This is a genomic window from Streptomyces griseocarneus (assembly GCF_014655595.1).
Lineage (GTDB): Bacteria > Actinomycetota > Actinomycetes > Streptomycetales > Streptomycetaceae > Streptomyces > Streptomyces griseocarneus.
Window position 1 is genome coordinate 21,005 of the sequence record NZ_BNBL01000023.1, and the last position, 23,753, is coordinate 44,757.

The following is a 23,753-nucleotide window of genomic DNA, read 5'->3' on the forward strand; positions in this document are numbered from 1 at the left end:
CGGACGTTCGCGCGCGAACCGCAACCGACGTGGTTCTCCCCTAAGGGCGTGCAGATGATTAACACGCGGGTTTGATCTTTGGTGCCGATGGTCAGGGCTTTGGGTCTGTCGAGGCGAGGTAGGCCAGGAGGTCGGCTGGAGTGCGGAACCTGGCTGTCGACGGGGTAATGGTGCGTCCGTGCTGGTCAAGCAGGTGCCGGACTTCCTGGATCGCGCGAGTGATCGTGCTCCTGTTCATGCCGAAGAGTTCGGCGAGGAGGTCTTGGGTGCAGAGTTTCCGCAGGTAAGGGACGGTGGCCAGGACCCGGTCCGTAGGGGTGAGTGTGTCTTTCGCGCCGGCCCCGGCGGCCCGAAGACGGGCTCCGCCGCGCTGGCGGTGGCGGTTGGTTTCACGGTGAGCTTCCAGCGGTTCGGCCAGTTCCCGGGTCAGGGCCTCGAGTTGATGCTCAGGCATGCCGGTCAGCTGGGGGTTCCGCAGAAGGATGGGCAGGCCCGACGATGCTGCTGGTCCATCTTCCGGTCCGGGACGCCCGTGCGGCCTGGGTGAGGTGGCCGTGGGATGGACGGTGTAGTTCCAGTCGCCGTGGAATCGGTGCCGGGTCATGGCCAGCGCGTCGATCTGTGCATCGGTCACCGTGACCCCGGTGGGGTAGGTGCCGGTGTCGAGTTCGGCGTGGACGGTCAGCCCGGTTGCGGTCGTGGTCGCGGCAATGCTCTTCAGAATGACTTCATGGCTGGTCAGAGGCCTCCCGCGCCAGTTCATTGTGATGTGGGAGAAGAGCCGGTGCTCGATCTTGTTCCACTTCGAGGTGCCCGGCGGCAGGTGGCAGACAGTGATCTCCAGCCCGGTCCTGGCCGCGAGGGCGGAGAGCTCGGTCTTCCAGGCCCGGGTGCGGTATCCGTTGGATCCCCCGGCGTCGGCAGTGATCAACAGCTCAGTGGCCCGGGGGTAGTCGTGTCGGCCGCGGGCCTGCCACCAGCGACTGATGGAGGCGACGGCGAAGGCAGCGGTGTCGTGATCGGTGCCGACGCTGACCCAGCCGGTGTTCGCGCTCACGTCGTAGATTCCGTACGGGATCGCCTTGCCGGACCCCTGCCGGTCCAGGAAGTCATGTGTTTTGACCTTGGCCGGCTCACCGGCCGGCCGCCACTGGCGGCCGTTGTTCTTGTAGTCGCCGACCAGCTCTTTCTTCTTGGTGTCGACGCTGATCACCGGTTGCCCAGTGTCGATGTGCCGCCTGGCCTGCTCGTTGAGGTAACGGAACTGAGCGTCCCGGTCCGGGTGCTGATTGCCCTCGATGGTCTTGGCGTTGGCCTGCAGACTGAAGCCCTCCTCACGCAGGAGATCCCCGACGATGTCAGCGCCGACCGTGTGGCCTTGGCGGGTGAGCTCGGCGGCGAGTTTGCGGGTCGACTTTGTCGTCCACCGCAACGGTGACATCGGATCCCCACGCTCGTCCGGCTCGACCAGGGCCAGCAGTGCCGACCGCAGGCCGGGGTTCATTTCCACCAAAGGCTTGCGGCCTCCGCCGGGCCGACGAACCCGGCCCAGAGGCGCTTCGCCGGCCTCCAGCTCGTCCACACCTTTCCTGACCGTGGCCTCACCCTTCCCGGCCGCCCGGGCGACAGCCCGGATCCCGCCGTGGCCCAGCAACCGGGCCTCCGCCCCCATCAGCAGACGCTGCTGCCGCTCGTCCAAGTGCGGGAACAACACCCCGAACTTCGCGGACAGTTGCTCCCGAACCTCCTGTGGTATGCCCATACCACAACAACGAGCCCCCGCAACGGAAGCAACACGTTAATCATCTGCACGCCCTTACGACCGTAACAGCTTCGGTGATGCGCTCGAACGAAGGTCCAGGAAGAGGTGCGATTGAACCGCTTCCTGGACATGTGAGCGATCCCCCACCGATACGTCGTGCCTTACGTGCCTAACTGCGGGCTACCTGTCTGACCTGCACAAAAAGTCAGCAGCACTAAATGGTGTCCCGTAAGGCCTGGTCAGGCATGTGATGATCTTGGTGTGGGTGCTGTGGTGGTGGCGTCGGAGCCGGGGTGGGTAGGGCTGTTCGCGGGTCTGGGTGAGCGGCAGTTCCGCAGGCTGGTGGGTCTCGTGCGTCGCCGTGGCGGCGGTGTCCCGACGGGTGGCCGGCCGTGGGGGCTGCCGCTGGAGGACCGGGTGCTGCTGGTGGCCGCGTATTGGCGGACGAACCTCACGATGCGGCAGCTGGGCCCGCTGTTCGGGGTCTCGAAGTCGACCGCCGACCGGGTCATCGACCACATCGCTCCGCTCCTTGCCCTGGCCCCGGTCCGTCGCCGGCACCCGGCGGATACGGTGCTGATCGTGGACGGAACCCTGGTCCCAACCCGCGACCGGAGCGTGGCAGCGTCCTCGAAGAACTACCGCTATTCGACAAACCTGCAGGTCATCATCGATGCGAACAGTCGTCTGGTGGTCGCGGTGGGCCGCCCGTTGCCCGGCAATCGGCATGACGCCCGGGCCTACGGGGAGTCCGGCGTGGACCAGGCGGTGAAGAACGCGCCACTCCTGGGTGACGGTGGCTACCGCGGTACGGCCGCGCTCATTCCGCACTGGCCCCGCCCGAACCGGCCTCTGACTCCTGAGCAGGAAGCGGAGAACACCGTCCATCGCCGGGCCCGGGCCCGCGTCGAACACGCCTTCTCGAGGATGAAGACCTACAAGATCCTCCGCGACTGCCGCCTGCGCGGCGACGGCGTCCACCAGGCCGCACTCGGCATCGCCCGGATACACAACCTCGCTCTGGCAGGCTGAGCCAGGCGGCACACCAACCGAGCCAGCCTGCCCTCAAAGCCCCTTACGGGACACCATTTAGATAACGAGCGTGGAGACCGTGCTGCGGATCGGCGCGGTCAGCACCGACCTGGTGGCCATCGAGGCCCGCAAGGCGATCGAGAACGGCCTGGAGACACCCGTCGACACCAGGTCCGGCGTCGATGAGGACGACGAGAACAGCCTCGGCGAGCTGGACGAACTGCCGGAAACGGGGGCGAAGGTGATCTCTTTGCATGCCCGGCGGCTGCCGCCCGATCCCCGCCCGGCGCTGCCGGACATGACAAGTACGACCGGCTGGTGACGCCGGTCGCCACCCCCACGAGAAACAGGAAGGGCACCACCGCATGAGCCCCAGCAAGACGGGCACCGACGTTCCGCCGAGGCGGATGCCGCTGCCCGAGATCGATCCGGAGGACGCACTGATCGACGAAGCCTGCCGGGACCTGCGGCTGCCCGCCTTCCGTGAACGGTTCGTCGAGGTCGCGGCTACCGCACGGCGGGAGCAGGGATCCTACAAGCAGTTCCTGCTGGACCTCCTGCAGATCGACGTCGCCGACCGTGACGTCCGCCGTCAGCAGCGGCTGGTCCGCGCGGCGAAATTCCCCCGCCCCAAGCGCCTGGAGGACTTCGACTACACCCGCAACCCCAACGTGCCGCCCGAGACGATCGGTGACCTGAAGACGGCCTCCTGGGTCCGCGAAGGCCGGCCCCTGGTGCTGATCGGCGACTCCGGCACCGGCAAGTCCCACCTGCTGATCGGGGTGGGCACCGCGGTCGCAGAGGCCGGCCTGTCCGTCCGCTACATCACCACATCGGCGCTGGTCAACGAGCTCGCCGAGGCGGATGCCGCACGCCGGCTGTCCTCCGTGATCGCCCGCTACAGCAAAGTGGACCTGCTCTGCCTGGACGAGTTCGGCTACCTAAACCTGGACAAGAAGGGTGCCCGGCTGCTGTTCCAGATCTTCACCGAACGCGAGGAATGCAAGGCCACCGCGGTCGCGACCAACTCGCCGTTCGCCGAGTGGGACAAGATCTTCGCCGACCCACGGCTCTGCGCGGCCATCGCCGACCGCATCACCTTCCGCTGCACGCTCATCCAGACCGGGACCGAGTCCTACCGGTTCCAGGCCACCGAGGCCGAACGCAAAGCCCGCGCGAAGCGTTGACCTGACGCTGGCTGGAGGGTGTGGAACGTCTCGTGGCTCAGCTCGATTTCGGCCGAGCTGGCTCAGCAGGTCCTGGGCTGAATCGGTCTGCCCCTTGCGGACGTAGAGCCTCGTCAGGGTCGACAGCGGTCGGTTCGCGTTTCGCTGGGACTTGGTCAGCTAGGCCCGCCACAATGGTGGAGGCACCCCAGGCAGACGGCGGAGAGGCAGTTCGGTGAAGGATGGGCAGATCAACATCAAGGTTGTTAGCGGTAGCGGTGATGAGATTCAGTTCAAGATCGAGAATACCGCGCAGCTCAGGAAGGTCATGGAGGCTTACTGTAAAAAAACAGGGACCGCCATGGACATGGCCCGTTTCCTGTACGACGGGACGCAGGTGAGCCCCAGTATCACCCCTGCCGAACTGGAGATGAAAGACGGGGACTCCATCGACGTGATGGCGGAACAGGCTGGCGGTTGACGCTGCAGCAGACTGTAGCCGCCCCACGTCTGAAGGCCCGCCAGAGGCGGGCCTTCAGCACGATAGACATCCGACATAGCAGTGAGCCAAAACTGCCGGGGCGTCGAGTAGCACTTTACGGCTCGGGCATGGCAAAGGCGGAGGGGCCGCTCCGCAGCAGCGGGCACGGCTGGCTGCTGATCGCGTTCTTCGCCACGGTGGCAGAGAGCGGGCGGGAGAACATCCGGCAGTCACTCACCGACGACATGCTGCACACCGTGCCGCGGCGCCGGCCAACGGCGCTTCTGTCGATCAGATCCAGCTCGATCTGATCGTCCCCACCGGCACGTGCCGAGGACAGCCCCCTTCGTGGCCAGCATCCAGCCGGTGCCTGGGGCCACTGATAGCGCAAACCCCTGCCTGACAAGGCCGCGAAGGCCGACATAAGTAAGCCCCCGTCCCGGCAGTTCTCAAGATTTCCGACAGTGTGACGGCGCACAGCGGACGGGGCCGGGCTCTGCTGACCCGCGCCTGTCAGGGACACGAGATAGCAGAGCCCGGGGACCAGCAAACTTACTCGCTCACACCCGAAAAGCCCCGCGGACACTCCCCGCTCACCCCGGCGTCCGATGTTGTCACCCGATAGAGGCGGCTCCCATTCACATTGCCGATCATGGACTTGTGACGGTGTTCATCCGAGACACGTACGGAGCAATCTGGCTCCCATTCCCGCTGCTCGACTGGCTCTCGTCCACCCTGCCGAAATCACGCCCATGGACGACCAAGTGGTCATCGACCTGCGTGGCTTCGTAGGTGATGCCGGAAAGCGTTTGATGCCGAGTTTCGGCAGCGGATGTTTATCTAGCCGGGTGGAAATGTCACTGAGTTTTGAGAGCATCTTTAGGTTCCGGTGGCCCCTTCTTTCTCGTTGACGGTGGCGTTTTCCTGGCCCAGAGACAGGGCAGCGAGGCGAACTCCCGTCTGATCGTTCGCTCGAAGTAGTGCTGATCCCGGTCTCGATCTATGCAGCGGGGTTCTCCCGCGTGATCATGGAAATGTCTCAGCTGGTCGAGGCCGGGGACTTCGCTCCCCTTCTTGTGGGGCATGCCGTGTGTGTTCGGCGAGGTCTCGATGACTCTTCGTCGTGCAGGCCAGGCAGATCGACGAGGACCGGCCTTGGCCGATGAAGGGGCTCGGTGTCTCTTCGGGCTCTCGGTGCCGTGGCGTACGTTCCGCTGGCGGTACGAACTGAAGCACTTAGGTTTCGAGGAGCAGACCGTGGACTTCCCGCCGCAGCACATTGCGTTGATCATGGACGGCAACGGGCGGTGGGCCGACCGCCGGCGGCTGGAGCGCATCGACGGGCACTCGGCTGGCGAGGAGGCAATCGTCGCTGCCGTGCTGGCCGCTCGCGAGAGCGGGGTGGCGTGGCTGACCCTGTTCGCGTTCTCCACCGAGAACTGGAACCGCCCGCAGGGCGAGGTCGACTTCCTGATGCAGTTCAACCAGCGGGTCATCCGCAACAACGCCGCCCCCTGGCACAGGCTGGGCATCCGCATGCGCTACCTCGGCAACGAGGACGAGCGGATCCCCGCCTTCGTGCGTGAGGACATCGCCTACGTCGAGGGCCTCACCCGCGACAACACCGAGATGACACTGACGATGGCCTTCGACCACGGCGGGCGCCGGGACCTGGCGCGGGCCGCCCGCTCCGTCGTCGAGGCAGGTCTGGCACCTGAACAGGTCACCGAGGACGCGCTGGCGGCCCACATGCAGTACCCCGACCTGCCCGACATCGACCTGCTGGTGCGCACTTCCGGGGAGCACCGCCTGTCGAACTTCATGCTGTGGCAGGCCGCCTACGCGGAACTCGTCTTCCTGGATGTGCTGTGGCCAGACTTCCGCGCCGAGCACCTGGACGAGGCCGTTGCCCTGTACCACCGGCGCCAGCGCCGCTTCGGCGCGGTCACCAAGCCCGCGACAGTGCAGCGCGGACTCCTGACCGGATCGGCAGGCGCGTCATGAACGCCCCCGCCGCAGGCTGGGCAAGCGCCCTTACCCGGTGGAGCCGCTGCCTGGACCTGGCCGGCGTGCACGACCCGCGACTGCGGGCCGACTACACGACCATCGCGCGGTACATGCGCCGCCGTGAGACAACGGGCTGGCTCGCCATCCGGGCAACCGCCCCAGCCCACTACCAGGCGCACTTCATCGCGGGCGGCGCACTGATCCACTTCAACGACGACGTCTACGACCGGGCCCCTGCTGACCGGAAGACCCGTAACCTGACCACCTGGTCGGCCCAGGTGCGCGAAGCGGTAGAGGGCAAACGCCCCCGGCATCCGATGCTGCGGGCCTACCTGCACACCGCGCAAACCTGCGGGCTGTCCCCGCAATGGGCTCTCGACCAACTGGAAGGCATGCACATCGACATCGGCTTCACCGGATTCACCACTGAAGCCGACTATCAGGCATACGTCGACGCGGTCACCTGGCCCGGTGCCATGATCACCTCCGGCCTGATCCCCCACCAGGTACCGGACCACGACTTCGCCCAGACCTGCCGGGTACTCTCCGACGGAATCCAGCGCACCGACAACCTCTTCGACATGGCCGACGACCTGCGCGAAGGGCGCATGACGCTCCCGACAGCCGACCTGAACCGGCACGGCGTCACCCGCCGTGAACTCGCCCTGGGCGTCGATACGCCGGGCCTACGCGCGTTGCTGACGGCCCATGTGCGCGCCGCCCGGGAAGCCCTGGAGAGGGCGAGCCGCATGTTCGACGAGGTCCCCCCTGAGTTCGCCCCCTCCGTCCGCTGCCTGATCGGCCTGTACCACCACCGCCTGAACCAGGTCGTCGATCGCGGGGTGACCATCGCCCGCACCCCAGTGCGCGACGACCCGCTCACCTGCCTGCGCCTACTGGCCTCCGCCCGCACCCCTGTCCCTGCCTGACGGCGCGCCATGACAACACCATCCCGCTCCACAGCGGCCACCGCCCACCCCGACCTGCCCGGTCCCGGCTCGGTCACCTGGGAACGCATGGGCCGGTGGGCCACTCTGAGCGTGGGCCTGCGCGCCCTGGTTCTGCAGACCGCCCACCCCGTCGTCGGTGCCGGCGTCGCCGAGCACTCCGACTTCCGCGACGACTTCTTCCCGCGGTTCACCCGCACCCTCGCCTCAACCCTGCGCTTCGTCTACGGCACGCCGGCCGAGGCCGCTGCCGAGGGCCGCCGGCTGCGAGCCCTGCACGCGCGCATCCGCGGCACCGACCACCAAGGCCGTCCCTACCGGGCCCTGGACCCCCAGGCGTACGCCTGGGTCCACGCCACCCTCTTCGAAGCCGTGGTCGCCTTCGCCGAACTCACCAGCAACCCGCTCTCCGCCGACGAGCAACAGGACATGTACCAGGAGTGGAAGGCCGTCGGCACACTCCTGGGCGTCGCTGAAACGCACCTTCCGGACACCCCGGACGCGTTCTGGACCTACTTCCACAACACCGTCGAGCAGCAATTGCAGGACAACACGGTCGTCCGTGACCTTCTGGGCCCTGCCCTGCCCGGCGTTCCGCCACCGCCCTTGGCGCCCGCCCTGCTGTGGCGAGTCGCCTGGCCGCCCATCGCACGCTATGCGGTCCGGGTCACCGTCCCCACCCTGCCCCCGGCCTATCTCGACCGACTGGGTCTCGCCTCGACCGGTACCGACACCCGGCGAACCAGCCGGTTCTTCGCCCGCACCGCCCGCATCGACCGCCTCCTCCCCAGCCGCTACCGCTACCTGCCCGCCGCAGCAAAAGCCCGCCGACAAGCCGACACCGCCAACGCACCAATGGCGCGTCCGTGACCGACACCGCCCGTTGTACCCCGGAGTAAGTAGCCGGTGAGCTCAGCGCCCGCCTCCGGCGCGGACCATCTGATACGAGATCTCGTCCGCGCGGTGCTCATCCTGCAGCCGCTCGAAAATCCGCTTCACTGTGTGACGCTCTCGCGCGGCCCTGACGGCATCACGGCGGATCGCCGCGTACAGATCGACCTTGGACTTCGGCAGCAACCCGCCCCCTCGTCATGCAGAGCACAACCATGGTCCCGAAGCAAGCACCCAGCCTCTCTCGAAACTCAGCGACATCATTCTCCCGGGGAAAGCCATGCTCTTTGTCGGGCTGCAGGAAAGATTTCAGTGAGCGTGGCTGTGGTCTGGGCACTGAAATCTTCCCTGCGGAAGCTCATGGCGGTTTCGGCGCACCGGTGACGTCAGTGTCCGGTGGCTGCGGCGTCTTGTTGAGTTCCCTGGTACGGGAGCCGCGGGGGACTGCCCATCAGCGTTTGACGCGGCTACGGACGGCCAGGACCGCCAGGCCCAGAAGGATGGGCTCGGTCACGCGGGATGCCATTTCGATGTACGTGCCGGCGGTGGTGAGGTCTTGGCCGGAGGAGCGGAACACGACCGAGTTAAGGGTGACGTTCAGGGCCTTCTCGAAGCGCTTGCACGTGAACTGGTCCTCCGTGGGATTTTGCAGTTCAGTCTTGTCGATCTCGAAAGTGACCTTGCCTCCGCCGGGCGGCACGGTGCCGGTCGCTTCCTGCTTCGGGGAGTTTTGAGGGAGCCCGAAGAGCATCAGCAGCACGATGGTGACCAGTATGGCGGCAGCCAGCCAGCCCAGAGCTCGGATAGCGCGCAGACCATAGCCGGACAGCATCCAATAGCCATGCAACAGCACGTGTTCGACAGGGGTGGTGTCGGTGCGGTCGTGACGGCGCATCTCCATCTCGCCGTAGTAGAAATCGGCGGCGCCGGGCTCGTTCTTGCTGTCCTCGAACGCCTTGCGCAGCGCCCGGTACGTCGGCGCCAGCTGCGCCGGCTCGACGGGTCCGGCCACCGTCGACGCGTCCCATCCTGGGACAGCTGCCGGCTGTTTCGCGCGCCAGTGGCGTTCTTCGGCGAGGGTGTGGCGCTTCGTGAACCGTACGGGGTGCCAGCGCCGCCAGTGCGTGCCGGACGGGACGCTGGCGAAGGTGCAGCGGCCTTCCAGCCTGAGCTGATCGAGGTGAAAAGCCCCGGAGAACACACAGTCGGTCAGGTCGAGGTCGGCCAGGACCAGGTGCGCGGCGTCCACCCCGCGCACCGAGACCACCCGCGCCCTGTCCTTGTCCTTGTCCTTGTCCTTGTCCTTGTCCTTGTCCTGGCCCTCGTCCTTGTCCTGGCCCTGGCCCTCGTCCTTGGCGTCTGCCAGCAGGTCCTCTTTCACCTCCATACCCCCTCTGGTTTTGAAGAGGGAGGGATGGGAGGTGACCGCTACGGGGGAGGTAAGCACCGCGTCCCTGAGGTCCGTGGTGGCATAGCGCAGGCGTACCGTCGTCGTCGCCTCCCACCGAGTCCTCACAAAATGCACTTTCCTAGCCGCGATTTCCAGCGTCACTGGCGCTTCGAACACCGCACCGGACAGATTGACCGTCCCCTTACACACCACCGGCCCGAACCACGGCATCACGGCAAACTGCGCCTTGTAGAACGACGCGTTGCCGAAGAACTGCGCCCCGCCGAACCAGGCGCCGTGGAACTGCGCCCCGTCGAACGACGCGTCGTCGTAGAACTGCGCCTGGGAGAACTTGGCGAGGCCGAAGCGGGGGTTGTTTGTGGTGGGGTCGCGCAGGGGGTCGAGGAGTTTCTGGAGGAGCTGTTTGGTGAAGATGGTCCCGCGGTGGTCGATGTCAGCGCCGGGGGTCAGGCTCCTCAGATAGTCGTTACGGTCGCTCTCGTCCAGGTCGGCCAGGCAGCGGGGGCGACGGGGGACGCAGATGCCGCGGCAGCCGACCCGGTCCTCGTCAGTGGCGCCGTAGCCGCAGTGCGGCCAATCGGGCGCTTTGGTGCTCGGGGGCGTCATACCCCAAGAACGATCGAGCGCGGGGACGGTTAGTTACTCCCCCCTCCATCAGGCCGTTCAAGCAGCACCCGAACCAAGTGAGCGGCATCGGCGGCGTCTACCAGCACTTGGTGCATCGCGGCCTGCTGGGCGTCACGCAGCTCCATGGGCAGGTGAGTGGCGGCGGTCGCGTCCTGGTGCCACAGCACCCGCAGCGCCCGCCGGTCCTCCGGCGTCACGGCCACGCCGGCCTCCTCCCCGTCCGTGGCCGCCTCAACGTTGTACGGCGGCAGGCCCGCCAGCAGCATGACCTCGGGCACCGCCCGTGCCAGTTCCTCCTGCCGCTCGCTGAGGATCTCGCTGTCCAGTACGGTGAGGGGCGCGAAGTAGCGCGCCTGCGTCTGGTAGTCCCCGCGCCGCGGGTCCATCGCCGCCGCTCCCTTCTCGCCCGCGACCGTGCGGTCCGGGCGGCCGCCGCCTGGATGTCGCACCGTCCGTAGTGACCAATGTGGCGGAACGGGCGGCTTGTCGCTTCCCTTTTGGCCTTTTGTGAGCCCTAGCGTGCGGCCATGGAAGACACCCCGATGCCCGAGCCGCTGCGCCGGGCGGTCCACCAGCTCGTCGCCGAGGCGGTCATGAGCTGCCAGGAGGTGCTGCGCTACACCGAGCCCGACCAAGCGCACACGTGGAAACGGATGACGCTGTACCGGGCCACGGACACGGCCGACACGATGAACATGGCCTCCATGCTGATCGCTGCGTACTGCCAACGCACCGGCATGTCTCTGGGCACCCTGGAGTCGTACCTACAGACCAGGCAGCAGCGCAGCCGGGCAGCCGGGCCCCGGGAGTCAGACCGGCAGGAGCTCGCCGGGATGCTGGGCGACCCCGCTCCCGGCACTGACGACCACGAGGCGCGCGTGGGGTATGTGTGGAGCCGGCAGCATGCCAAGGGCGCGCTGACGCCCGAGGACGACCCGCAGCAGCTGCTCACCGAAGCGTGCCTGCACGGGTTGCGCGCCAAGCTCTGCGACGACGTCGACGCCCTGCACAGCTACCTTCCGCCCCAGATGGCCGCCATGGCCCGCAAGGTCACCGAGGCCCTCGAAGTGCCGCAGCCGGCCCCCGCGTGACGTCGCGGTCGCAACGTCGCTGAGCACGGCGCTCTCGGCAAGCGGGCCCCGGGGGATCTCAAGGTGATCCCCCGGGGCCCGTGGTGTTGCTGGACGAGCTACTGCATCAGCGCGGCGAGGGCCTGGTCGGCCATCTGTACGCCCATCGTGGCCGCGATGGTGGTTCCGGCCTCCAGGAGCTTGTCCTTGAGCTGGGTGGCGAACTGGCGCAGACGGCCCGGCTCGGGGTTCTCGGAGGTCGCCTCGGCGTGGAGGTCCTGGGCGACGCGCTCCAGCTCCACGCGGTCCGTCTCGGACATGCCCAGGGTTGTGCTGACCTGGCCAATGTACCCGGCGAGCTGGGCGAACAGAGTGGGGTCGACGCCGTCGGCGTTGTTCTGGGTGAAGTGCTGCTGCTCGCCGATGATGACGCCCTTGGCGTTCGGCATGTAGTTGTTGTACGTGGTGCCGGGGTGGGGCTGGTTGACGTGGTCTTGCACGCTTCCTCCTGCCAGGGCGCAGCGGGTGCCCTGGGGTGTGATGGCGACCGTGGCCGGGTCGGTGTCGATGTGGTCGATGAGGTTGTGCTCTGCCAGGTAGGCGAGCGCCTGGTGCAAATCGGTCCCGCTGATCTCGGTTCCGGCGAAGTAGGAGCCGGGGGTCGCAAGGAACAGGGCCGGGTTGATGGGTGTCTGGTCGCTGGCGGTGTCGAAGAGCCACCGCAGCAAGGCGTCCATCGTGTGCCGGATCCGGGCGGCACGGTCCTTCTGCAGGTCCTTCAGCTGACGCACGGCGACGCGGCCAGCGTCAGTGAGACGGACATGGGTCCTGGGCCCCATGGCGCGAAGGATCTGCACCAGGTCGTGCTGTTCGAGCTGGAGAGCCAGGATGGCCGGGTCCTCGTACTCCAGCTGGAGTTCTTCGGGGAAGGCGGCGACGTCGATGTACCCCGCAGGGTTCTGCTTCGCGCGGCCGTCCAGCCACAGCAAAAGCCGGGCCAGATAGCCGTTACTTTCGGTCATCTCACCGCCAGGTACCACGCTGGAGGTGGCTTCGATCTGTGCGGAGACGCGAGGAGGGTTCCGTCGTTGAGCCCGCTCCAGGCTCTTGTTGGTCTCCTTGACGAGGTTCCTTGCCCACTTGTCGATCTCACGCTTGTTGATTCCGCTGCGGGCCACGTTGCCCTCCTGTCTCAGGTACCTCAGCCAAGAGTACGGAGCGGGTCCGACAACGAGCCTCCCGTTTCCCGGCACGTCCGAGGGGACGCCCACCGTGCAGGCGGACACCCCCTCGTGGGCCGGGCGGGGTCAGGCCAGAGATGGGTCAACCAACGTCGGTAGTGCCGGCCGCGCCACGGGGCCGGTTGCGGGCCCAGCGCTTGAGGCCGCCGACGCGGTAGAGGAGTTCGGCACCGCGCTTGCCGACCGAGCCAGGGAAGGACGGGTCGTTGGCGCGGGCGTAGCGCAGGGCGGCGAGGGTGATGCCGGGCAGGTGGTGTTCGTGGGCCTGGCGCAGTCCCACCGCCTGGTCGTCGTCGACTGCGGCTGGGTCTGCGGGCGACGTCGCCGGGGTGCCGGCCGGGTCGGCGGCTGGCGCCGGGGTGAAGCTCCATGCGTCGGCGAGGGAGTCGGCGGGTGGCTTCCGCAGCGGTGCAGGGCCCGGTTGGACGGGGACCGCCGGCTGGTGGTCTGCAGGTATCTGACATGTACTTTCGTCATCCATGGCGCAGGCTTCCAGTACCGGATGTCGGTGGCTGTGGCGGTCGTATCCGACGAGGGCTACGCCGGTGGCATCTCCCTGACGCACGCCGACCCAGGGGAAGTCAACACGGGGCGCACCTAATTCACCCTGGAGGGGCTAGGCGTACCTGCAACCGTCCGGGACTATCGGCGCTACATCGCCAACTGGACCTCTGGAGGCTTCGTGTCCGTACCCTCTCTGCTCCGCAAGGCCGCCCTCGCCGCTGCCGCACTCGCGTTAGCTGCCTCTCCGTCAGCCGTGGCAGCACCGAAGCCGAAGGCGGTCGAACCCTGCTACGTGGAGCACTTCTGCCTGTGGGGACGAGGGCAGTACGAAGGGCCGATGGCGTCCTACACCAAGGGCAGCCGGAACGTGGCCGAGCAGGGCCTCAGGCGGGGCGGCTGGTCAGTGTGGAACCGCACCAGCGAGACATGGTGCCTGTGGTACAAGACCGGCTACGCAGGCGTCGTCGCAGCAGTGGTGAAGCCGGGCCGGAAGGTGTCGACGACCTTCCACCCGTACAAGTCGCTCCTGCCGAGCAGCGACTTCCGGTGTAACCGTTGACTGCGGACGGGCAGCCCTATCGGGCGGTCGGTGTCGTCCAGCTGCTGCCCGAAAAGCCATGCTGACGTGGCCGGCTCTGATACACGACAGTAGGCCGGCGGTACGGGCGAGATCGCGCGCGTAGCCCGGGATTGGAAAAGCCCGCCCCGAGTGCATGTGGCTCAGGGCGGGCATTGGCCCAGGCCCTGGCCGTCCTGCTGGCCCAGCCCGACGAACAGCGCCCGCAGGCCGCAGCGCGGGAAGCGGAGTGGGGCACCGGGCCAGCGGCCACCGCTGCCGCCGCCCTCGGCGAAGCACTCGCCGCGTACGGGCCGAGCACCTACGCCCGCACCCTGGACTCCGGACACGTCACCGCCGGCATGAGCCCCAAGGCCGCGCAGCAGGTCGCCGCCCTGACGGCCAAGGAGCCGGGCCGGAAGACACGACGACGAGGACTCGGCCACGGCTGGAAGGGTCTTGAGGCCGTCACCCGCCCTCGGTAGGCAGAGGAGTGCCGCCGGGTTCGGCATTCATCCGACGGCGCCCGACTGGTACCACGGCCAGTCCCTCGGCGGTAGCCTCCGTGAAGCCGCGACGGTGGGAGGGGCGTTGAAGTTCTCGATCGACACCAAGACCGACTCCTATGAGGAAGCGATCCGTACGGTGCAGGCGGCGTATCACCGGTCCGGCAAAGCGCTGCCCGCCGTACTGCAAGGTCCGTCAGGAGAGTTCGAGCCGGTGGTGTGGACAGCCCCTGGCTGGGAGAGCTTGAGCGGTGGCGCATGGACGGAATCGATGCTGAGGGCCTGGGTAACCTCGCTGCGGGACGTCGGCTGCCTCAATTACGTGTGGCGCATCTGCGCCGAGCCCGGCCCACCCGGCGTGCACACCCCGGTCCTCGCCGAGTACGTCACCTCCGGCCTGACCGGCAAGCAGGCGATAACGGGGATGACCCAGATCACCCGGCGCCTGAACCGTGCCGCCCGGGACTTCTGCGCCGCTGAGCCGTTCACCGTCAGGGAAGCTGCCCGGCGGCGCGTAGCTGATCCTGCCGTCGCCGCGATCGTCATGGACGAGCTCACCCGGCACCCGCTGTGGCCGCAGATGCGCCACCACGCCCACCCGCCCCAGCTGAACGGCGGATCAGCCGTACGCTGAGCTGCGTTGGCTACGTACGCAGTGCAGGCCCTGCCGCCTCCGAGCCTCCGCCACCGTGCCCAGCCTTCAGCCGTAGCCCTGCGCGGCTGATGTGGGTGATGCGGCGGCGGCCGCCGTGCAGGACCGCCGGCAGCGCCAGCCAGGGCATGCACACTGGCGTCGGCGAGAGCGGGAGACGTCATACCCGGCACAACGACCACGATCGCTGTACGTCGCTGAATTGCACCGGGACTACTGCTCGTACGCCCAGGCCCGGCCGGTCTGCCGGTACTCCTCCACCGGGATGGGCTCCACGCCGGGCCGAATGCTGGCGGTGTAGAGCAGGCCGTCGAGGTGGTCGATCTCGTGGGCGACGAGCCGGCCGAGGCCGCGCTCGTACACGGTGGTGACCTCGGTGCCTTCCAGCGCGGTGGTCACCACCGTGATCACCAAGGGGCGGGGGACCATGCCGCGGACGTCGAAGAAGGACAGGCACCCCTTGTACTGCTCGTCCATGTCCTCGGAGCACGTGGTGATGCGCCGGTTGAGCAGGGCGATCGGAGCGGCGGCGGGGTCGGCGCCCTGGACGACGGCCGCCGCGCGGGCGATGCCGATCTGCGGGGCTGCGATGCCCATGCCCTTGGCGAAGGGGTGGACGCGAGCGACGCGCTCCATCGCAGCGAACAGCGTCTCGACGGTCTGCTCGGCGGTGTCCTTCTCGTCCGGCAGGCCGAAGGGGCGGGCGGCCTCGGCAAGAACGGGAGCACCGTACTGCACTACGCCGAGGTCACGCATCTGCTCGCTGGGCCGCAACGTCGTCACGTCAGCTCCCTGTCGCTCGTGTCGCGTTCGGGCCGGGCCCGGAACCTCCATTCGAGACGCTACCGGGCGTGGAGGGCCGGTGTGGAGGTCGTCCAGGAGAAGAACCTGGCCCCGTTCTCATGGGTCGGCGGGCGCCCCACCGTCGCCACCGAGGAGATCATCAAGGCCGCCCGCGGCCTCCTGCCCGACCCCGGCCGCTCCATCACCTCGATCGCCAAGATGCTGGGCGTCTCTCCGGGCACCCTCTACAACCACATCCCCGACCTCCGCGAACTGCGCGCCGACGCCATCCCCCAACAACTCGAAGCATCGGAGCGGTGACCACATGCCGATCCGGCCCGAGAACCAAGGGTGTCGCCGTCGGGCCGCCCGTAAGACGAAACTATTTTGGTTGCTTGAGGCTCCTAGTGCTGTTTTCGGCTCCCTGAGACCCCAGAGGGGTGAAAGTACCTACCACTTAGGAGGGCAAAGACCATGACCAACCCAAGCAAGCAAGTCCGGCTGCGGCCAGCACTCCTCGTTCTTATTCGAGACGAGGACGCTCCTGCGCCCGTAGACAGCACTCCCTGGGGCACCCTCATCTCTCGGTGGCTCTGTGGCCGTCCTGTGCAGGGGAACCGCACTATCGCGCATCGTGTGGGTATCCGGCCCGATGCGCTGATCACCCGCCTGGTGACCATCCCTGACAGTCCTCAGCTGCAAGACGTGTACGGAAACGACGGTGTCCCGTTCATCGTTGACGCCACCCTTCCCGCTGAGGCGCTTCAGGTGGTGTCCCGGTGCCGCGGCCTCACGCGAGCCTCGCTCTGTCAGGCTCTCCCCTTCAAACGGCAGTGGGTTCTTGCGCCCACCACGGCGTACTTCTCCCGTGAGATCGCCGGCGCGCTCATGCTGGTGGGCATCCCGGAGCGCGCCTGCGAGGCTTACCGTGATGCGCATGATGTGCTCAGGATCTGGTTCGAGACCGGTGACACGAGCCTTGCCCTCGCCTTTGCCGACAAGTGGCGTTTGCAGATCCGGGGCCGGAAGAACCTCCAGTCCATCCTCGACGGAGTACAGCAGGTCATTTCGGACAACCGCGATATCTATAGCACCGACCTGTTCATTGCGCGGCTCAATCGCGAGACGCGACGCCTGCATGACGCGAACAAGCCGCTCTACAAGAGGCAGCTGAAGCACCACCACGTCGGCTCGTTGAGCGGTGTGGAGGTCGCCGCGCGACGCCATCGCTCCCTGGATGAGGTACTCGCTGAGGGACTGGACCATCCCTGCCTTGACGTCCTGCTGGCCGACTTCAGGGACGACCAGAAGAAGGCGGTCTACGCCCGGTGGCTCGATGACGAGGTCACCAACTGGCACCACGCCGCTGTCTATGCCGGCGCAAAGATCCCCGGGAAGTTCAAGGAACGTGTCCGCCGCAAAGTGAACAGGGCTAGGGACAAGCACCGCGCCGAGGTTCCTGAGGGATGCAGGCACTGCCGGATCGGAAAGCCCCGCAAGGAGAAGGCTCCCAAGAAGCAGATCCTCCCGCCATCGATGACGGGTTCCGCGGAAGCTGGACCGGACAAGACCGGGGAGGCCGAACTTCATGGCTGACCTCCGGACTCCTGCCCTGGCGTCATCACCCGACAGTGAAGAGAGCATCCGTGCCGAGGCACGGGGAGTGCTCGGCGACTGCCTGCTCAAGGCTCTCAGCGTCCTGCTCTACATGCTTGTTCCGGCCCTGGTCGTGCTGGCCATCTGCGTCGCCCGGAGCGGGACGTACGACGTGATCGCTGCCGCGCTCATCACGGCGGCAGTGACCTTACTGCCCATCGGGCATAAGCCGTGGCAACACGCTCTTCGCCGCTACGAGGAGCGTGCGGTTGTCCGCGAGAGGCTGCGCTCGGCGCATCAGCAACGGAGACGTTGGCTGCGGTAACCCTGGGCACGAAGCGCCAGCAGAATCTCGCCGTCGGCGTTCTCGAGGATGAGTCCGGCGAAGAGGATGGCGGAGAGCCTGGGGGCGGGGGCGGACATGCGGTGGTCCTCCTGCGGTCGGCGTCGAGGCGATGCCGACCGTATCGGCCCTGTGCCTGTGACCGCTGCCGTTTCGCCCGGTCAGAACACTGGGGGGCGGCCGGCGCAGGTGAGGCGGGCGACAGTGCGCCAGCTCATCGGCGAGCGGGTGCCACAGTCCGTCCGGAGCCCCTCCAAAAAGCCGGCGAGGGACGTGCGCAGGGCTTCTCGCTCGCGGAATCGCCACAGTGTCACCAGCCACCAGGTGGCGAGGTTGAGGGGGATCAGGATCCGCGGGAGGTTCCGGCGGGCGAGCCAAACCCGGTTGCGAGCGTTGAGCCGGTAGAACCGCGTGTGCCGGGCCGGGTTGGTGGCGGGGTGGTGCACGATGACGTCCGGCGTGTACAGGCCGGTGTGGCCGTGGTTCCACAGCCGCCAGGCGAGGTCGATGCCCTCGTGGAAGAGGAAGAAACCGTCCGGCCAGCCGCCGGCGAGCGCGAACGCGGAGCGGCGGACGAGGACGACGCCTTCGGCCATGACGGTCACGATGCCAGGCCGCGTGGCGTCGGCGGCGCGCAGCCGGGGTACCCACCGGCGCAGCGTCGTGCCGGTGTGGGGGTCGGCGATGCGGGGCTGGACGTAGGCGAGCTGGTGGTCGCGCTGTAGCTCGGCGGCCAGCCGGGCCAAGGTGTCGTGGTCGGGGAGCTGGGCGTCGTTGTCGAAGAAGAAGACGAACTCGCCCTTGACGTTCTCGGCGCCCACGTTGCGGCCTGCGGGGATGCCGATGTTCTCGGGCAGCGCGACCGTGCGCACCCCTTCGGGGATCTGCTCGGGGTGACAGCCGTTACCGACGACCACGACGTCGAGGTCCACGCCCTGCTGGGCCAGAAGCGAGGCCAAGGCCGACGGGAACTCGTCGGGCCTGTCGTTCATGGTCAAGACCACGGCGCCGATCGACGGGTGGGGGGCTCCAGTGCTCACGGTGTCCTTCAGCGTCACGTCATGTGTTCGCTGCCCTACCGTAATGCACGCCCCGTCGCCCCGGTGACGATCAGCAGTCCGCGAGGACCGCCAGGACTGCTTCCAGGCCGGCGTGCCGCGCCGTACAGACCCCGGGTTCGCCCTTGCGCGGCTGCCGGTTCACGAGCGAGTCCGCCACGGCGAAACCGCCGCCGCGGCCGCCGCTCGGTGCTCGGCGACGGCGAAGACGCCGGCGGCCTCCATATCGGCAGTGAGGATCCCCTCAGCGCTGTACTGCTCCACCTCGGCGTGGGTCTCCCGGTAGGGCGCATCCGTACTCCACCCCGTTCCTTCCCGCACGGTGGCGCCGTGTGCCTGGAGGGCGTCCGCCAGTTGGCCGGTCAGCGCGGCCGAGGGCAGCGCGTACCGGCTGGGGGCGAGGTAGTGGCGGGAGACGCCCTCGTCGCGCAGGGCCCGATTGCACACCACGAGGTGCCCGGGCCGTAGGTCTTCTTGGAGAGCGGCGGCGGTGCCTACCGTGACAATCCGACGTGCGCCGAGGGCGATGAGCTGCTCGGTGACGAGCGCGGCGGCCGGGGCGCCGAGCCCGAAGCCGCCGCACACCGCCACGAAGTGGCGCTCCCGCTGGAGCAGCTGCAGGTCTCCTCTCACCCATCCCTCCAGCGGGCGGCCGCCGTAGCGGAGGCCGATATGGCGCCAGAGGGAGCGTTGATCCCACTCGGCATCCGTGAGGTCACCCCGCCCCATGTGTACATCAACACGGGCGCGAAGTAGTCGCATGACCGGGCCGGACAAGTCCTAGTCGCGCCAAGGACTGAGGGGGATTCCCAGATCCGTTCGGGCCTGTTCGTGATAGATGTTCATCAGGGCCTCCAGGTCGCCTTCCGCTACCGGTGTGGCGTCCTGGTTCTTGGCTGCAGTCTGCTCTTGCCACAGGCAGAGATTGACCGCGTGGGCGGCCTTGATTGCCGCCGGTGCCGTCAGCAGCACCAGGGTTTCGAAGAGTATTGATCGCCGCTGTTCGGCTTCTGCCATCTCGGCAAGAAGCTGCATTCGGTCTTCTGTTCCTTCTGTCGCCCGCCGGGCCCGCTTGGCAGCGCCGTACACCTCTTTCACGCAGGAGGCGTACTCGATGTAAGTGTTGAGCTTGCGCTCATCCCAGCGCGTTGCCATGCCACGTCGGTGCCGAGCGCGCTCAGCCACAGCCGTGCTCAGATACGAGGTCAGGGCGCCGATGAGGACGCCGGCGAGCGTCACAATCTGAGTGATCATGCGGCCGAATCTAGGCCGTCCTCCAGCACGGCACGACAACTCTTTCGATGGGTGGACGGTCGAGGCCGACCTGGGCGGCGCTGGCTTGTCAGGGTGATGCCCCCACCAGCATGTGTAGTGGTCACGTGAGCGGCCGGACAAGTCCTAGTCGCTGACCAGGCCCGAAAACTAGACAGATCGCCCCGCCCCACGCCAAGCGGAACGATCTACCGAGGGGCCAGTCATCCGAACAGGGGCTCGCTGGCGATCAAGAGTTCCCACACAGGCACTCATGACCCACCACAAGCGTCCGTCGTTCACGCTCTCCGACACCACGTTCCACTTCGTCGACAGCGACCCGGCCACGGTTCTCGAACGGGCGCGGGAAGCGGCGCAGGGCAAGGATGTCCGACTCGGTGGCGGGGTCACCACCATCCGGCAGTTCCTTGATGCTGACCTTGTCGACACCATGCATGTGGCGGTCTCGCCGGTAAAGCTCGGGTCCGGACTCTGGGAGTCCCCCGATGACCTGCTCGACCGGTTCCACCTGGAGGTCGTGCCCAGCCCGGGCGGCGTGACGCACCACCTGTTCTGGCGAAGGTGACGCAAGGGCCCACTCGAGTTCAGGCTGCGACTGCGAGAGGGCGTCCGCCCCATCGGATGCCCTTCTCACTGCGGATGCGGGCGCGTTCCTTGCGCTGGGCGGCGAGCACGTCGGGGTGGCGGGCGTTGGCCTTGGGCCTAGGGCCTGTTGTGAAAGTGCTGGTCAGAGCCACTCGTTGATGGCTGCAATGAGGACGGTGGCTTCGTAGCGGACAGCGAGTTTCTCGTATCGGGTGGCCACCGCCCGGTGTCTCTTGAGGCGGTTGATCCCGCACTCAACGGCATGACGCTCCCGGTAGTCGGTCTTGTCGAACTTCGGCGGTCGACCACCACGCGAGCCGAGCTTCTGCCGGTTGCGGACCCGATCCGCTGGGACAGGGATCGTGGCCTTGATACCGCGTCTGCGCAGGTAGGAGCGGTTCGCGCGGGAGTCGTACGCTTTGTCGGCCCGGACTCTGTCCGGACGCTTGCGTGGCCGCCCCAGTCCGAGCCGGGGCACCCGGATCGCTTCCAGGACGCGCTCGAACTGTGGTGAGTCACCTCGCTGGCCGGCCGTGATCACGACGGACAGAGGTTTCTGGCCTTGCTCGACAGCGAGGTGGATCTTGCTGGTCAGCCCGCCTCGCGAGCGTCCGAGCCCATGGTCGGGCGGCTCGACGACGATCCCGCCGGGCGGTTCCTTCTGGAGATCCCCCTTTTCGCCGCCCCGGCGGCGTGCTGGTGGGCTCGGCAGAGGGTGGAATCGACGCTCACGTCCCAGGTGATGCGGCCCTTCGCGTCTGCTTCGGCCTGGAGCTGAGAGACGATCCGAGCCCAGGTCCCGTTGCGCTGCCAGCGGCGGAACAGGTCGTAGACCCGGTCCCACGGCCCATACCGTTCCGGCACATCACGCCACGGGGCACCGGTCCGGGTCCGCCACCGTATGCCGTCTATCAACTGCCGCCGCGTCCAGACCAGTGGGCGCCCCGGTTTGATGCCCTGCGGCAGCAACGGCTCCAGCCGGGCCCATTGGCCGTTCGTCAGATCTCCACGCCCCACAGGACGTGATCATTCACGACCAAGATCCACTCTCGCAACAGACCCTTAGACGTCGTTTCTTATGGCGTGATCGTTCGTTGAGCCGTGCATGGCGGATCTCGTGGAGCGACTGGTGCCGGACGAGTTGTGGGTGCTGTTCCGGCGGGTGGTGCCACCGACTGAGGTGATACGTCCGCAGGGCGGTGGCCGGCGTCGGGCCGGTGACCGCGAAGCCCTGGCGGCGATCACCTTCGTGGCGACGTCGGGCTGCACCTGGCGGCAGCTGCCGCTGGTGTTCGGCCCGGCCTGGCAAACGGTCTACCGACGCTTCGCCCAGTGGAGCCGGGACCGGGTCTGGGCCCGGCTCTACCGTGTCATCCTTGACGAACTCGGAGCGCGGGGCGAGCTGGACTGGTCGCGGTGCGCGATCGACTCGGTCAGCCTGCGGGCTGCAAAGGGGGGCCTTTGACGGGACCGAATCCGACCGACCGCGGCAAGCTGGGATCGAAGATTCATCTGATCTGCGACCGGAACGGACTGCCGATGTCCTTGGGCATCTCCGGCGCGAACATGCATGACAGTCTGGGCCTGGAGCCGCTTGTGCGCGGCATCCCGCCGATCCGGTCCCGCCGTGGTCCCCGGCGTCGGCGGCCGGCGAAGCTGCATGCGGATAAGGGCTATGACTACGACCACCTGCGCCGATGGCTTCGCAAGCGCGGTATCCGCCATCGCATTGCCCGCAAGGGTGTCGAGTCCTCGCAGCGGCTGGGCCGGCATCGGTGGGTGGTCGAGAGAACCGTGTCCTGGCTGGCCGGCTGCCGACGCCTCCACCGCCGCTACGAACGCAAGGCCGAACACTTCCTCGCCTTCGTCGGCATAGCCGCAGCCCTCATCGGCTACCGCCGACTGGCGGCTCTGCTCACGGCCTGAGCCGGTTCTGCTGTACGTCGAAGCAGATCAGGCCCATGGACTCCGCGACGGCCGCCGCGTAGGCCGACGCCTCCTCGGCCATGCTCCACCGCATGGGGAAGTAGATCAGCGGACCACTGGCCTCGCCGATCAGCGGCCCGGTTGACCAGGGCGAGGTGTCCTCCTCGTCCTCAGTGAGGTCACACCACCGCTCAAGCAACGCGGCCACGTAAGCCGCGATGCGCTCGGACGGAGGCTCTTCCACCTCGCTGTCGATGTAGCGGTCGTACAGGTCGTTGAAGACCCGGCCCGCGGTCTTGTCATCCGCCGGCCTCTCGCCTTCCCAGACAGCAAGGTCGTAGCTCATGTCAGGAGGCTCTCATGCCGCTCTGACAGCCAAAAGAAACGACGTCTTAGGCGCTGTTCCGGGGCGGATGCAGTCGACTGAAGCCCGCCTGCAGGGTGTGGAGGGTGACGATGCCTCCGCCGAGCATCTCGGCCTTCTGCCCGAGCTGGTCCATGACCACCGCGCTCGGCCGGCCGTACACGTCGATGGATCTCATGCGGATGAGCGCACCGAACAAGCGGAACTTCGGTCCGCCGAGCTCCATGTGGAGCTCCATCGACGCCGAATCAGGATGGACCGCCACCGTGGTCATCGTGGACTCGGACTCGTCGATGTAGAAGTGGTAGGCGATCAGCTGCGGCTCGCGCGCCTGGACGAACGTGGCCAGGTCGTGCATCCCGTTCTTGACTTCCGCGAGCTTGCCCTCGCGGATGTCCGAGCGGTCAACGTAGTAAATGGGTTCCGCCATGCCGCCTGAACCTACCGTTGGACGCCCGTTGGCTCCGCTCGGCGCGCGGCCCCCTCAGGCTCATACCCCGCAACGCGCCAGCCTCCACTTTCGCAACACCCCTAACGATCTCGTGCACGGTTGGCCGTGGCGTGTCGGCTTCTTGATCGTTGTGTTCAGCGTGGTGGGGATCAGGGCGGCGATCGTTCGGAACCAGCGGGTCACGGGCCTGTCGTCGGCGGTGCTGGCTGAACTCGTTGCCGAGCTCGGGCCGTTGTGGCACGAGCGACATCAGGCCCGGCTCGTTTCTCGGGACCGGAAGCGGGCTGTGGGTGCCGGGGCCCGGTACAAGCTGGTCTTCGTCGACCGGCTACTGGCCACTCTCGTGCATCTCCGGCACGGCGCCACGCACGATGTGCTGGCCTGTTGGTTCGGCGTGGACCGCTCCACCATCACCAGGGCGATCGGCGAAGTCCGGCCACTGTTGGCCGAGCGAGGCTGCACTATCGCTCCCGGGATGCGGCTGCGAACGCTGGCCGATGTCGTGAGCCACCTGGGCGAGAG

30 protein-coding genes and 1 pseudogene are annotated in these 23,753 nt (G+C 67.4%); 18 read left to right on the plus strand and 13 right to left on the minus strand.

All coding sequences use genetic code 11. From position 1 onward, the window contains the following. Positions 1–91: 91 nt before the first annotated feature. A complete protein-coding gene (locus IE295_RS32705; RefSeq protein WP_190067440.1) occupies positions 92–1,762 on the minus strand; it encodes an ISAzo13 family transposase in 1,671 nt (556 codons plus the stop codon). A gap of 261 nt (positions 1,763–2,023) precedes the next feature. Here IE295_RS32705 and IE295_RS32710 point away from each other — a divergent pair, with 261 nt between their 5' ends. From IE295_RS32710 to IE295_RS32745, 8 genes are all read left to right on the plus strand, one after another. Beyond that, complete coding sequence (locus tag IE295_RS32710; RefSeq protein WP_086569672.1) at positions 2,024–2,794, plus strand: transposase; 771 nt, start codon at positions 2,024–2,026, stop codon at positions 2,792–2,794. A 70-nt stretch (positions 2,795–2,864) separates the two neighbouring features. Next, the gene (locus tag IE295_RS32715) at positions 2,865–3,116 is read left to right on the plus strand and encodes a hypothetical protein (protein WP_190067441.1); all 252 of its coding nucleotides are present in this window, start codon (positions 2,865–2,867) and stop codon (positions 3,114–3,116) included. Positions 3,117–3,201: 85 nt separating this feature from the next. After that, positions 3,202–3,981, plus strand: a complete 780-nt coding sequence (gene istB / locus IE295_RS32720) for an IS21-like element helper ATPase IstB (RefSeq protein WP_190067463.1) — start codon at positions 3,202–3,204, stop codon at positions 3,979–3,981. Positions 3,982–4,195: 214 nt separating this feature from the next. Continuing rightward, the gene (locus IE295_RS32725; RefSeq protein ID WP_190067442.1) at positions 4,196–4,441 is read left to right on the plus strand and encodes a ubiquitin-like protein; all 246 of its coding nucleotides are present in this window, start codon (positions 4,196–4,198) and stop codon (positions 4,439–4,441) included. 128 nt (positions 4,442–4,569) lie between these two features. Further along, a complete protein-coding gene (locus IE295_RS32730) occupies positions 4,570–4,752 on the plus strand; it encodes a hypothetical protein (protein ID WP_190067443.1) in 183 nt (60 codons plus the stop codon). Positions 4,753–5,596: 844 nt separating this feature from the next. Then, a complete protein-coding gene (uppS, locus tag IE295_RS32735) occupies positions 5,597–6,445 on the plus strand; it encodes a polyprenyl diphosphate synthase (protein ID WP_224323656.1) in 849 nt (282 codons plus the stop codon). After that, positions 6,442–7,377, plus strand: a complete 936-nt coding sequence (locus tag IE295_RS32740; RefSeq protein WP_190067445.1) for a squalene/phytoene synthase family protein — start codon at positions 6,442–6,444, stop codon at positions 7,375–7,377. Before uppS ends, IE295_RS32740 begins: the two co-directional genes overlap by 4 nt. Positions 7,378–7,386: 9 nt before the next feature. Then, on the plus strand, positions 7,387–8,265 hold the full coding sequence (locus tag IE295_RS32745) for an oxygenase MpaB family protein (RefSeq protein WP_190067446.1): 879 nt from the start codon (positions 7,387–7,389) through the stop codon (positions 8,263–8,265). A 42-nt stretch (positions 8,266–8,307) separates the two neighbouring features. Here IE295_RS32745 and IE295_RS32750 read toward each other — a convergent pair whose 3' ends face one another. From IE295_RS32750 to IE295_RS32760, 3 genes are all read right to left on the minus strand, one after another. After that, on the minus strand, positions 8,308–8,472 hold the full coding sequence (locus tag IE295_RS32750; RefSeq protein WP_190067447.1) for a hypothetical protein: 165 nt from the start codon (positions 8,470–8,472) through the stop codon (positions 8,308–8,310). A 265-nt stretch (positions 8,473–8,737) separates the two neighbouring features. Then, positions 8,738–10,303: a pentapeptide repeat-containing protein gene (locus IE295_RS32755; RefSeq protein ID WP_190067448.1), complete on the minus strand. Its 1,566-nt coding sequence runs from the start codon at positions 10,301–10,303 to the stop codon at positions 8,738–8,740. 29 nt (positions 10,304–10,332) lie between these two features. Beyond that, positions 10,333–10,773 (minus strand): hypothetical protein, encoded by a 441-nt coding sequence (locus tag IE295_RS32760; protein ID WP_190067449.1) that lies wholly within the window; start codon positions 10,771–10,773, stop codon positions 10,333–10,335. A 78-nt stretch (positions 10,774–10,851) separates the two neighbouring features. On the opposite strand from IE295_RS32760, the gene IE295_RS32765 reads away from it, so the two are divergent. Further along, positions 10,852–11,415 carry a hypothetical protein gene (locus IE295_RS32765; protein WP_224323655.1) on the plus strand — a complete coding sequence of 188 codons (564 nt, stop codon included), beginning with the start codon at positions 10,852–10,854 and terminating at the stop codon, positions 11,413–11,415. Between the two features lie 98 nt (positions 11,416–11,513). Here the strand turns inward: IE295_RS32765 and IE295_RS32770 are convergent, their stop codons facing one another. Both IE295_RS32770 and IE295_RS32775 read right to left on the minus strand, forming a co-directional pair. Beyond that, a complete protein-coding gene (locus IE295_RS32770) occupies positions 11,514–12,572 on the minus strand; it encodes a hypothetical protein (RefSeq protein ID WP_190067450.1) in 1,059 nt (352 codons plus the stop codon). A gap of 145 nt (positions 12,573–12,717) precedes the next feature. Then, on the minus strand, positions 12,718–12,915 hold the full coding sequence (locus tag IE295_RS32775) for a hypothetical protein (protein ID WP_224323654.1): 198 nt from the start codon (positions 12,913–12,915) through the stop codon (positions 12,718–12,720). Between the two features lie 477 nt (positions 12,916–13,392). Between IE295_RS32775 and IE295_RS32780 the strand changes: the two genes are divergently transcribed. The 3 genes from IE295_RS32780 (at position 13,393) to IE295_RS32790 (ending at position 14,835) form a co-directional block, all read left to right on the plus strand. Then, a complete protein-coding gene (locus tag IE295_RS32780) occupies positions 13,393–13,698 on the plus strand; it encodes a peptidase inhibitor family I36 protein (protein WP_190067451.1) in 306 nt (101 codons plus the stop codon). Positions 13,699–13,871: 173 nt separating this feature from the next. Continuing rightward, complete coding sequence (locus tag IE295_RS32785) at positions 13,872–14,180, plus strand: hypothetical protein (RefSeq protein WP_190067452.1); 309 nt, start codon at positions 13,872–13,874, stop codon at positions 14,178–14,180. A gap of 106 nt (positions 14,181–14,286) precedes the next feature. Continuing rightward, positions 14,287–14,835, plus strand: coding sequence for a hypothetical protein (locus IE295_RS32790; protein WP_190067453.1), 549 nt, complete (start codon positions 14,287–14,289; stop codon positions 14,833–14,835). A 231-nt stretch (positions 14,836–15,066) separates the two neighbouring features. Here IE295_RS32790 and IE295_RS32795 read toward each other — a convergent pair whose 3' ends face one another. Beyond that, positions 15,067–15,636 carry a peptide deformylase gene (locus IE295_RS32795; protein WP_190067454.1) on the minus strand — a complete coding sequence of 190 codons (570 nt, stop codon included), beginning with the start codon at positions 15,634–15,636 and terminating at the stop codon, positions 15,067–15,069. An 81-nt stretch (positions 15,637–15,717) separates the two neighbouring features. On the opposite strand from IE295_RS32795, the gene IE295_RS32800 reads away from it, so the two are divergent. The 3 genes from IE295_RS32800 (at position 15,718) to IE295_RS32810 (ending at position 17,557) form a co-directional block, all read left to right on the plus strand. Further along, a complete protein-coding gene (locus IE295_RS32800; RefSeq protein WP_224323653.1) occupies positions 15,718–15,957 on the plus strand; it encodes a helix-turn-helix domain-containing protein in 240 nt (79 codons plus the stop codon). A 384-nt stretch (positions 15,958–16,341) separates the two neighbouring features. Then, a complete protein-coding gene (locus tag IE295_RS32805) occupies positions 16,342–17,232 on the plus strand; it encodes a hypothetical protein (RefSeq protein WP_229923025.1) in 891 nt (296 codons plus the stop codon). Continuing rightward, positions 17,225–17,557 (plus strand): hypothetical protein, encoded by a 333-nt coding sequence (locus tag IE295_RS32810; protein WP_190067456.1) that lies wholly within the window; start codon positions 17,225–17,227, stop codon positions 17,555–17,557. The genes IE295_RS32805 and IE295_RS32810 overlap by 8 nt, the downstream gene beginning before the upstream one ends. A 179-nt stretch (positions 17,558–17,736) precedes the next feature. On the opposite strand, the gene IE295_RS32815 is transcribed toward IE295_RS32810, so the two are convergent. From IE295_RS32815 to IE295_RS32825, 3 genes are all read right to left on the minus strand, one after another. Continuing rightward, positions 17,737–18,615, minus strand: a complete 879-nt coding sequence (locus tag IE295_RS32815; RefSeq protein WP_190067457.1) for a glycosyltransferase family 2 protein — start codon at positions 18,613–18,615, stop codon at positions 17,737–17,739. 159 nt (positions 18,616–18,774) lie between these two features. Continuing rightward, on the minus strand, positions 18,775–19,266 hold the full coding sequence (locus IE295_RS32820; protein WP_224323652.1) for a nucleoside phosphorylase: 492 nt from the start codon (positions 19,264–19,266) through the stop codon (positions 18,775–18,777). A 147-nt stretch (positions 19,267–19,413) separates the two neighbouring features. Further along, the gene (locus IE295_RS32825) at positions 19,414–19,887 is read right to left on the minus strand and encodes a hypothetical protein (protein ID WP_190067458.1); all 474 of its coding nucleotides are present in this window, start codon (positions 19,885–19,887) and stop codon (positions 19,414–19,416) included. Positions 19,888–20,155: 268 nt separating this feature from the next. On the opposite strand from IE295_RS32825, the pseudogene IE295_RS32830 reads away from it, so the two are divergent. Further along, positions 20,156–20,470, plus strand: a pseudogene (locus tag IE295_RS32830) (dihydrofolate reductase family protein); the annotation flags it as partial. A 162-nt stretch (positions 20,471–20,632) separates the two neighbouring features. Here the strand turns inward: IE295_RS32830 and IE295_RS32835 are convergent. Then, a protein-coding gene (locus tag IE295_RS32835; protein ID WP_372479994.1) for an IS5 family transposase occupies positions 20,633–21,507 on the minus strand; the annotation gives its coding sequence in 2 pieces (ribosomal slippage) (positions 20,633–21,124 and positions 21,127–21,507; 873 coding nt in all). Positions 21,508–21,595: 88 nt separating this feature from the next. On the opposite strand from IE295_RS32835, the gene IE295_RS32840 reads away from it, so the two are divergent. Next, positions 21,596–22,416, plus strand: a protein-coding gene (locus IE295_RS32840) for an IS5 family transposase (RefSeq protein WP_372479992.1) whose coding sequence is annotated in 2 segments (ribosomal slippage) — positions 21,596–21,943 and positions 21,946–22,416 — 819 coding nt in all. Because the reading frame shifts where the segments join, the coding sequence is not laid out codon by codon here. Here the strand turns inward: IE295_RS32840 and IE295_RS32845 are convergent. Further along, positions 22,406–22,762, minus strand: coding sequence for a hypothetical protein (locus IE295_RS32845; RefSeq protein ID WP_190067461.1), 357 nt, complete (start codon positions 22,760–22,762; stop codon positions 22,406–22,408). The genes IE295_RS32840 and IE295_RS32845 overlap by 11 nt on opposite strands. A gap of 46 nt (positions 22,763–22,808) precedes the next feature. Beyond that, entirely contained in the window at positions 22,809–23,210 is a 402-nt protein-coding gene (locus IE295_RS32850; RefSeq protein WP_190067462.1) for a hypothetical protein, read from the minus strand. A 151-nt stretch (positions 23,211–23,361) separates the two neighbouring features. Between IE295_RS32850 and IE295_RS32855 the strand changes: the two genes are divergently transcribed. Then, on the plus strand, positions 23,362–23,753 hold a 392-nt coding region (locus IE295_RS32855; protein ID WP_373314202.1), incomplete at its 3' end, for a helix-turn-helix domain-containing protein.

Excerpts from the sequence above, each read along its gene's own strand:
- IE295_RS32810 (WP_190067456.1), top strand. The coding sequence starts at position 17,225 with ATGGCTGACCTCCGGACTCCTGCCCTGGCGTCATCACCCGACAGTGAA.
- IE295_RS32825 (WP_190067458.1), bottom strand. The coding sequence starts at position 19,887 with ATGATCACTCAGATTGTGACGCTCGCCGGCGTCCTCATCGGCGCCCTG.
- IE295_RS32765 (WP_224323655.1), top strand. The coding sequence starts at position 10,852 with ATGGAAGACACCCCGATGCCCGAGCCGCTGCGCCGGGCGGTCCACCAG.
- IE295_RS32705 (WP_190067440.1), bottom strand. The coding sequence starts at position 1,762 with ATGGGCATACCACAGGAGGTTCGGGAGCAACTGTCCGCGAAGTTCGGG.
- IE295_RS32845 (WP_190067461.1), bottom strand. The coding sequence starts at position 22,762 with ATGAGCTACGACCTTGCTGTCTGGGAAGGCGAGAGGCCGGCGGATGAC.
- IE295_RS32745 (WP_190067446.1), top strand. The coding sequence starts at position 7,387 with ATGACAACACCATCCCGCTCCACAGCGGCCACCGCCCACCCCGACCTG.
- IE295_RS32755 (WP_190067448.1), bottom strand. The coding sequence starts at position 10,303 with ATGACGCCCCCGAGCACCAAAGCGCCCGATTGGCCGCACTGCGGCTAC.
- IE295_RS32740 (WP_190067445.1), top strand. The coding sequence starts at position 6,442 with ATGAACGCCCCCGCCGCAGGCTGGGCAAGCGCCCTTACCCGGTGGAGC.
- istB (WP_190067463.1), top strand. The coding sequence starts at position 3,202 with ATGCCGCTGCCCGAGATCGATCCGGAGGACGCACTGATCGACGAAGCC.
- IE295_RS32730 (WP_190067443.1), top strand. The coding sequence starts at position 4,570 with ATGGCAAAGGCGGAGGGGCCGCTCCGCAGCAGCGGGCACGGCTGGCTG.
- IE295_RS32850 (WP_190067462.1), bottom strand. The coding sequence starts at position 23,210 with ATGGCGGAACCCATTTACTACGTTGACCGCTCGGACATCCGCGAGGGC.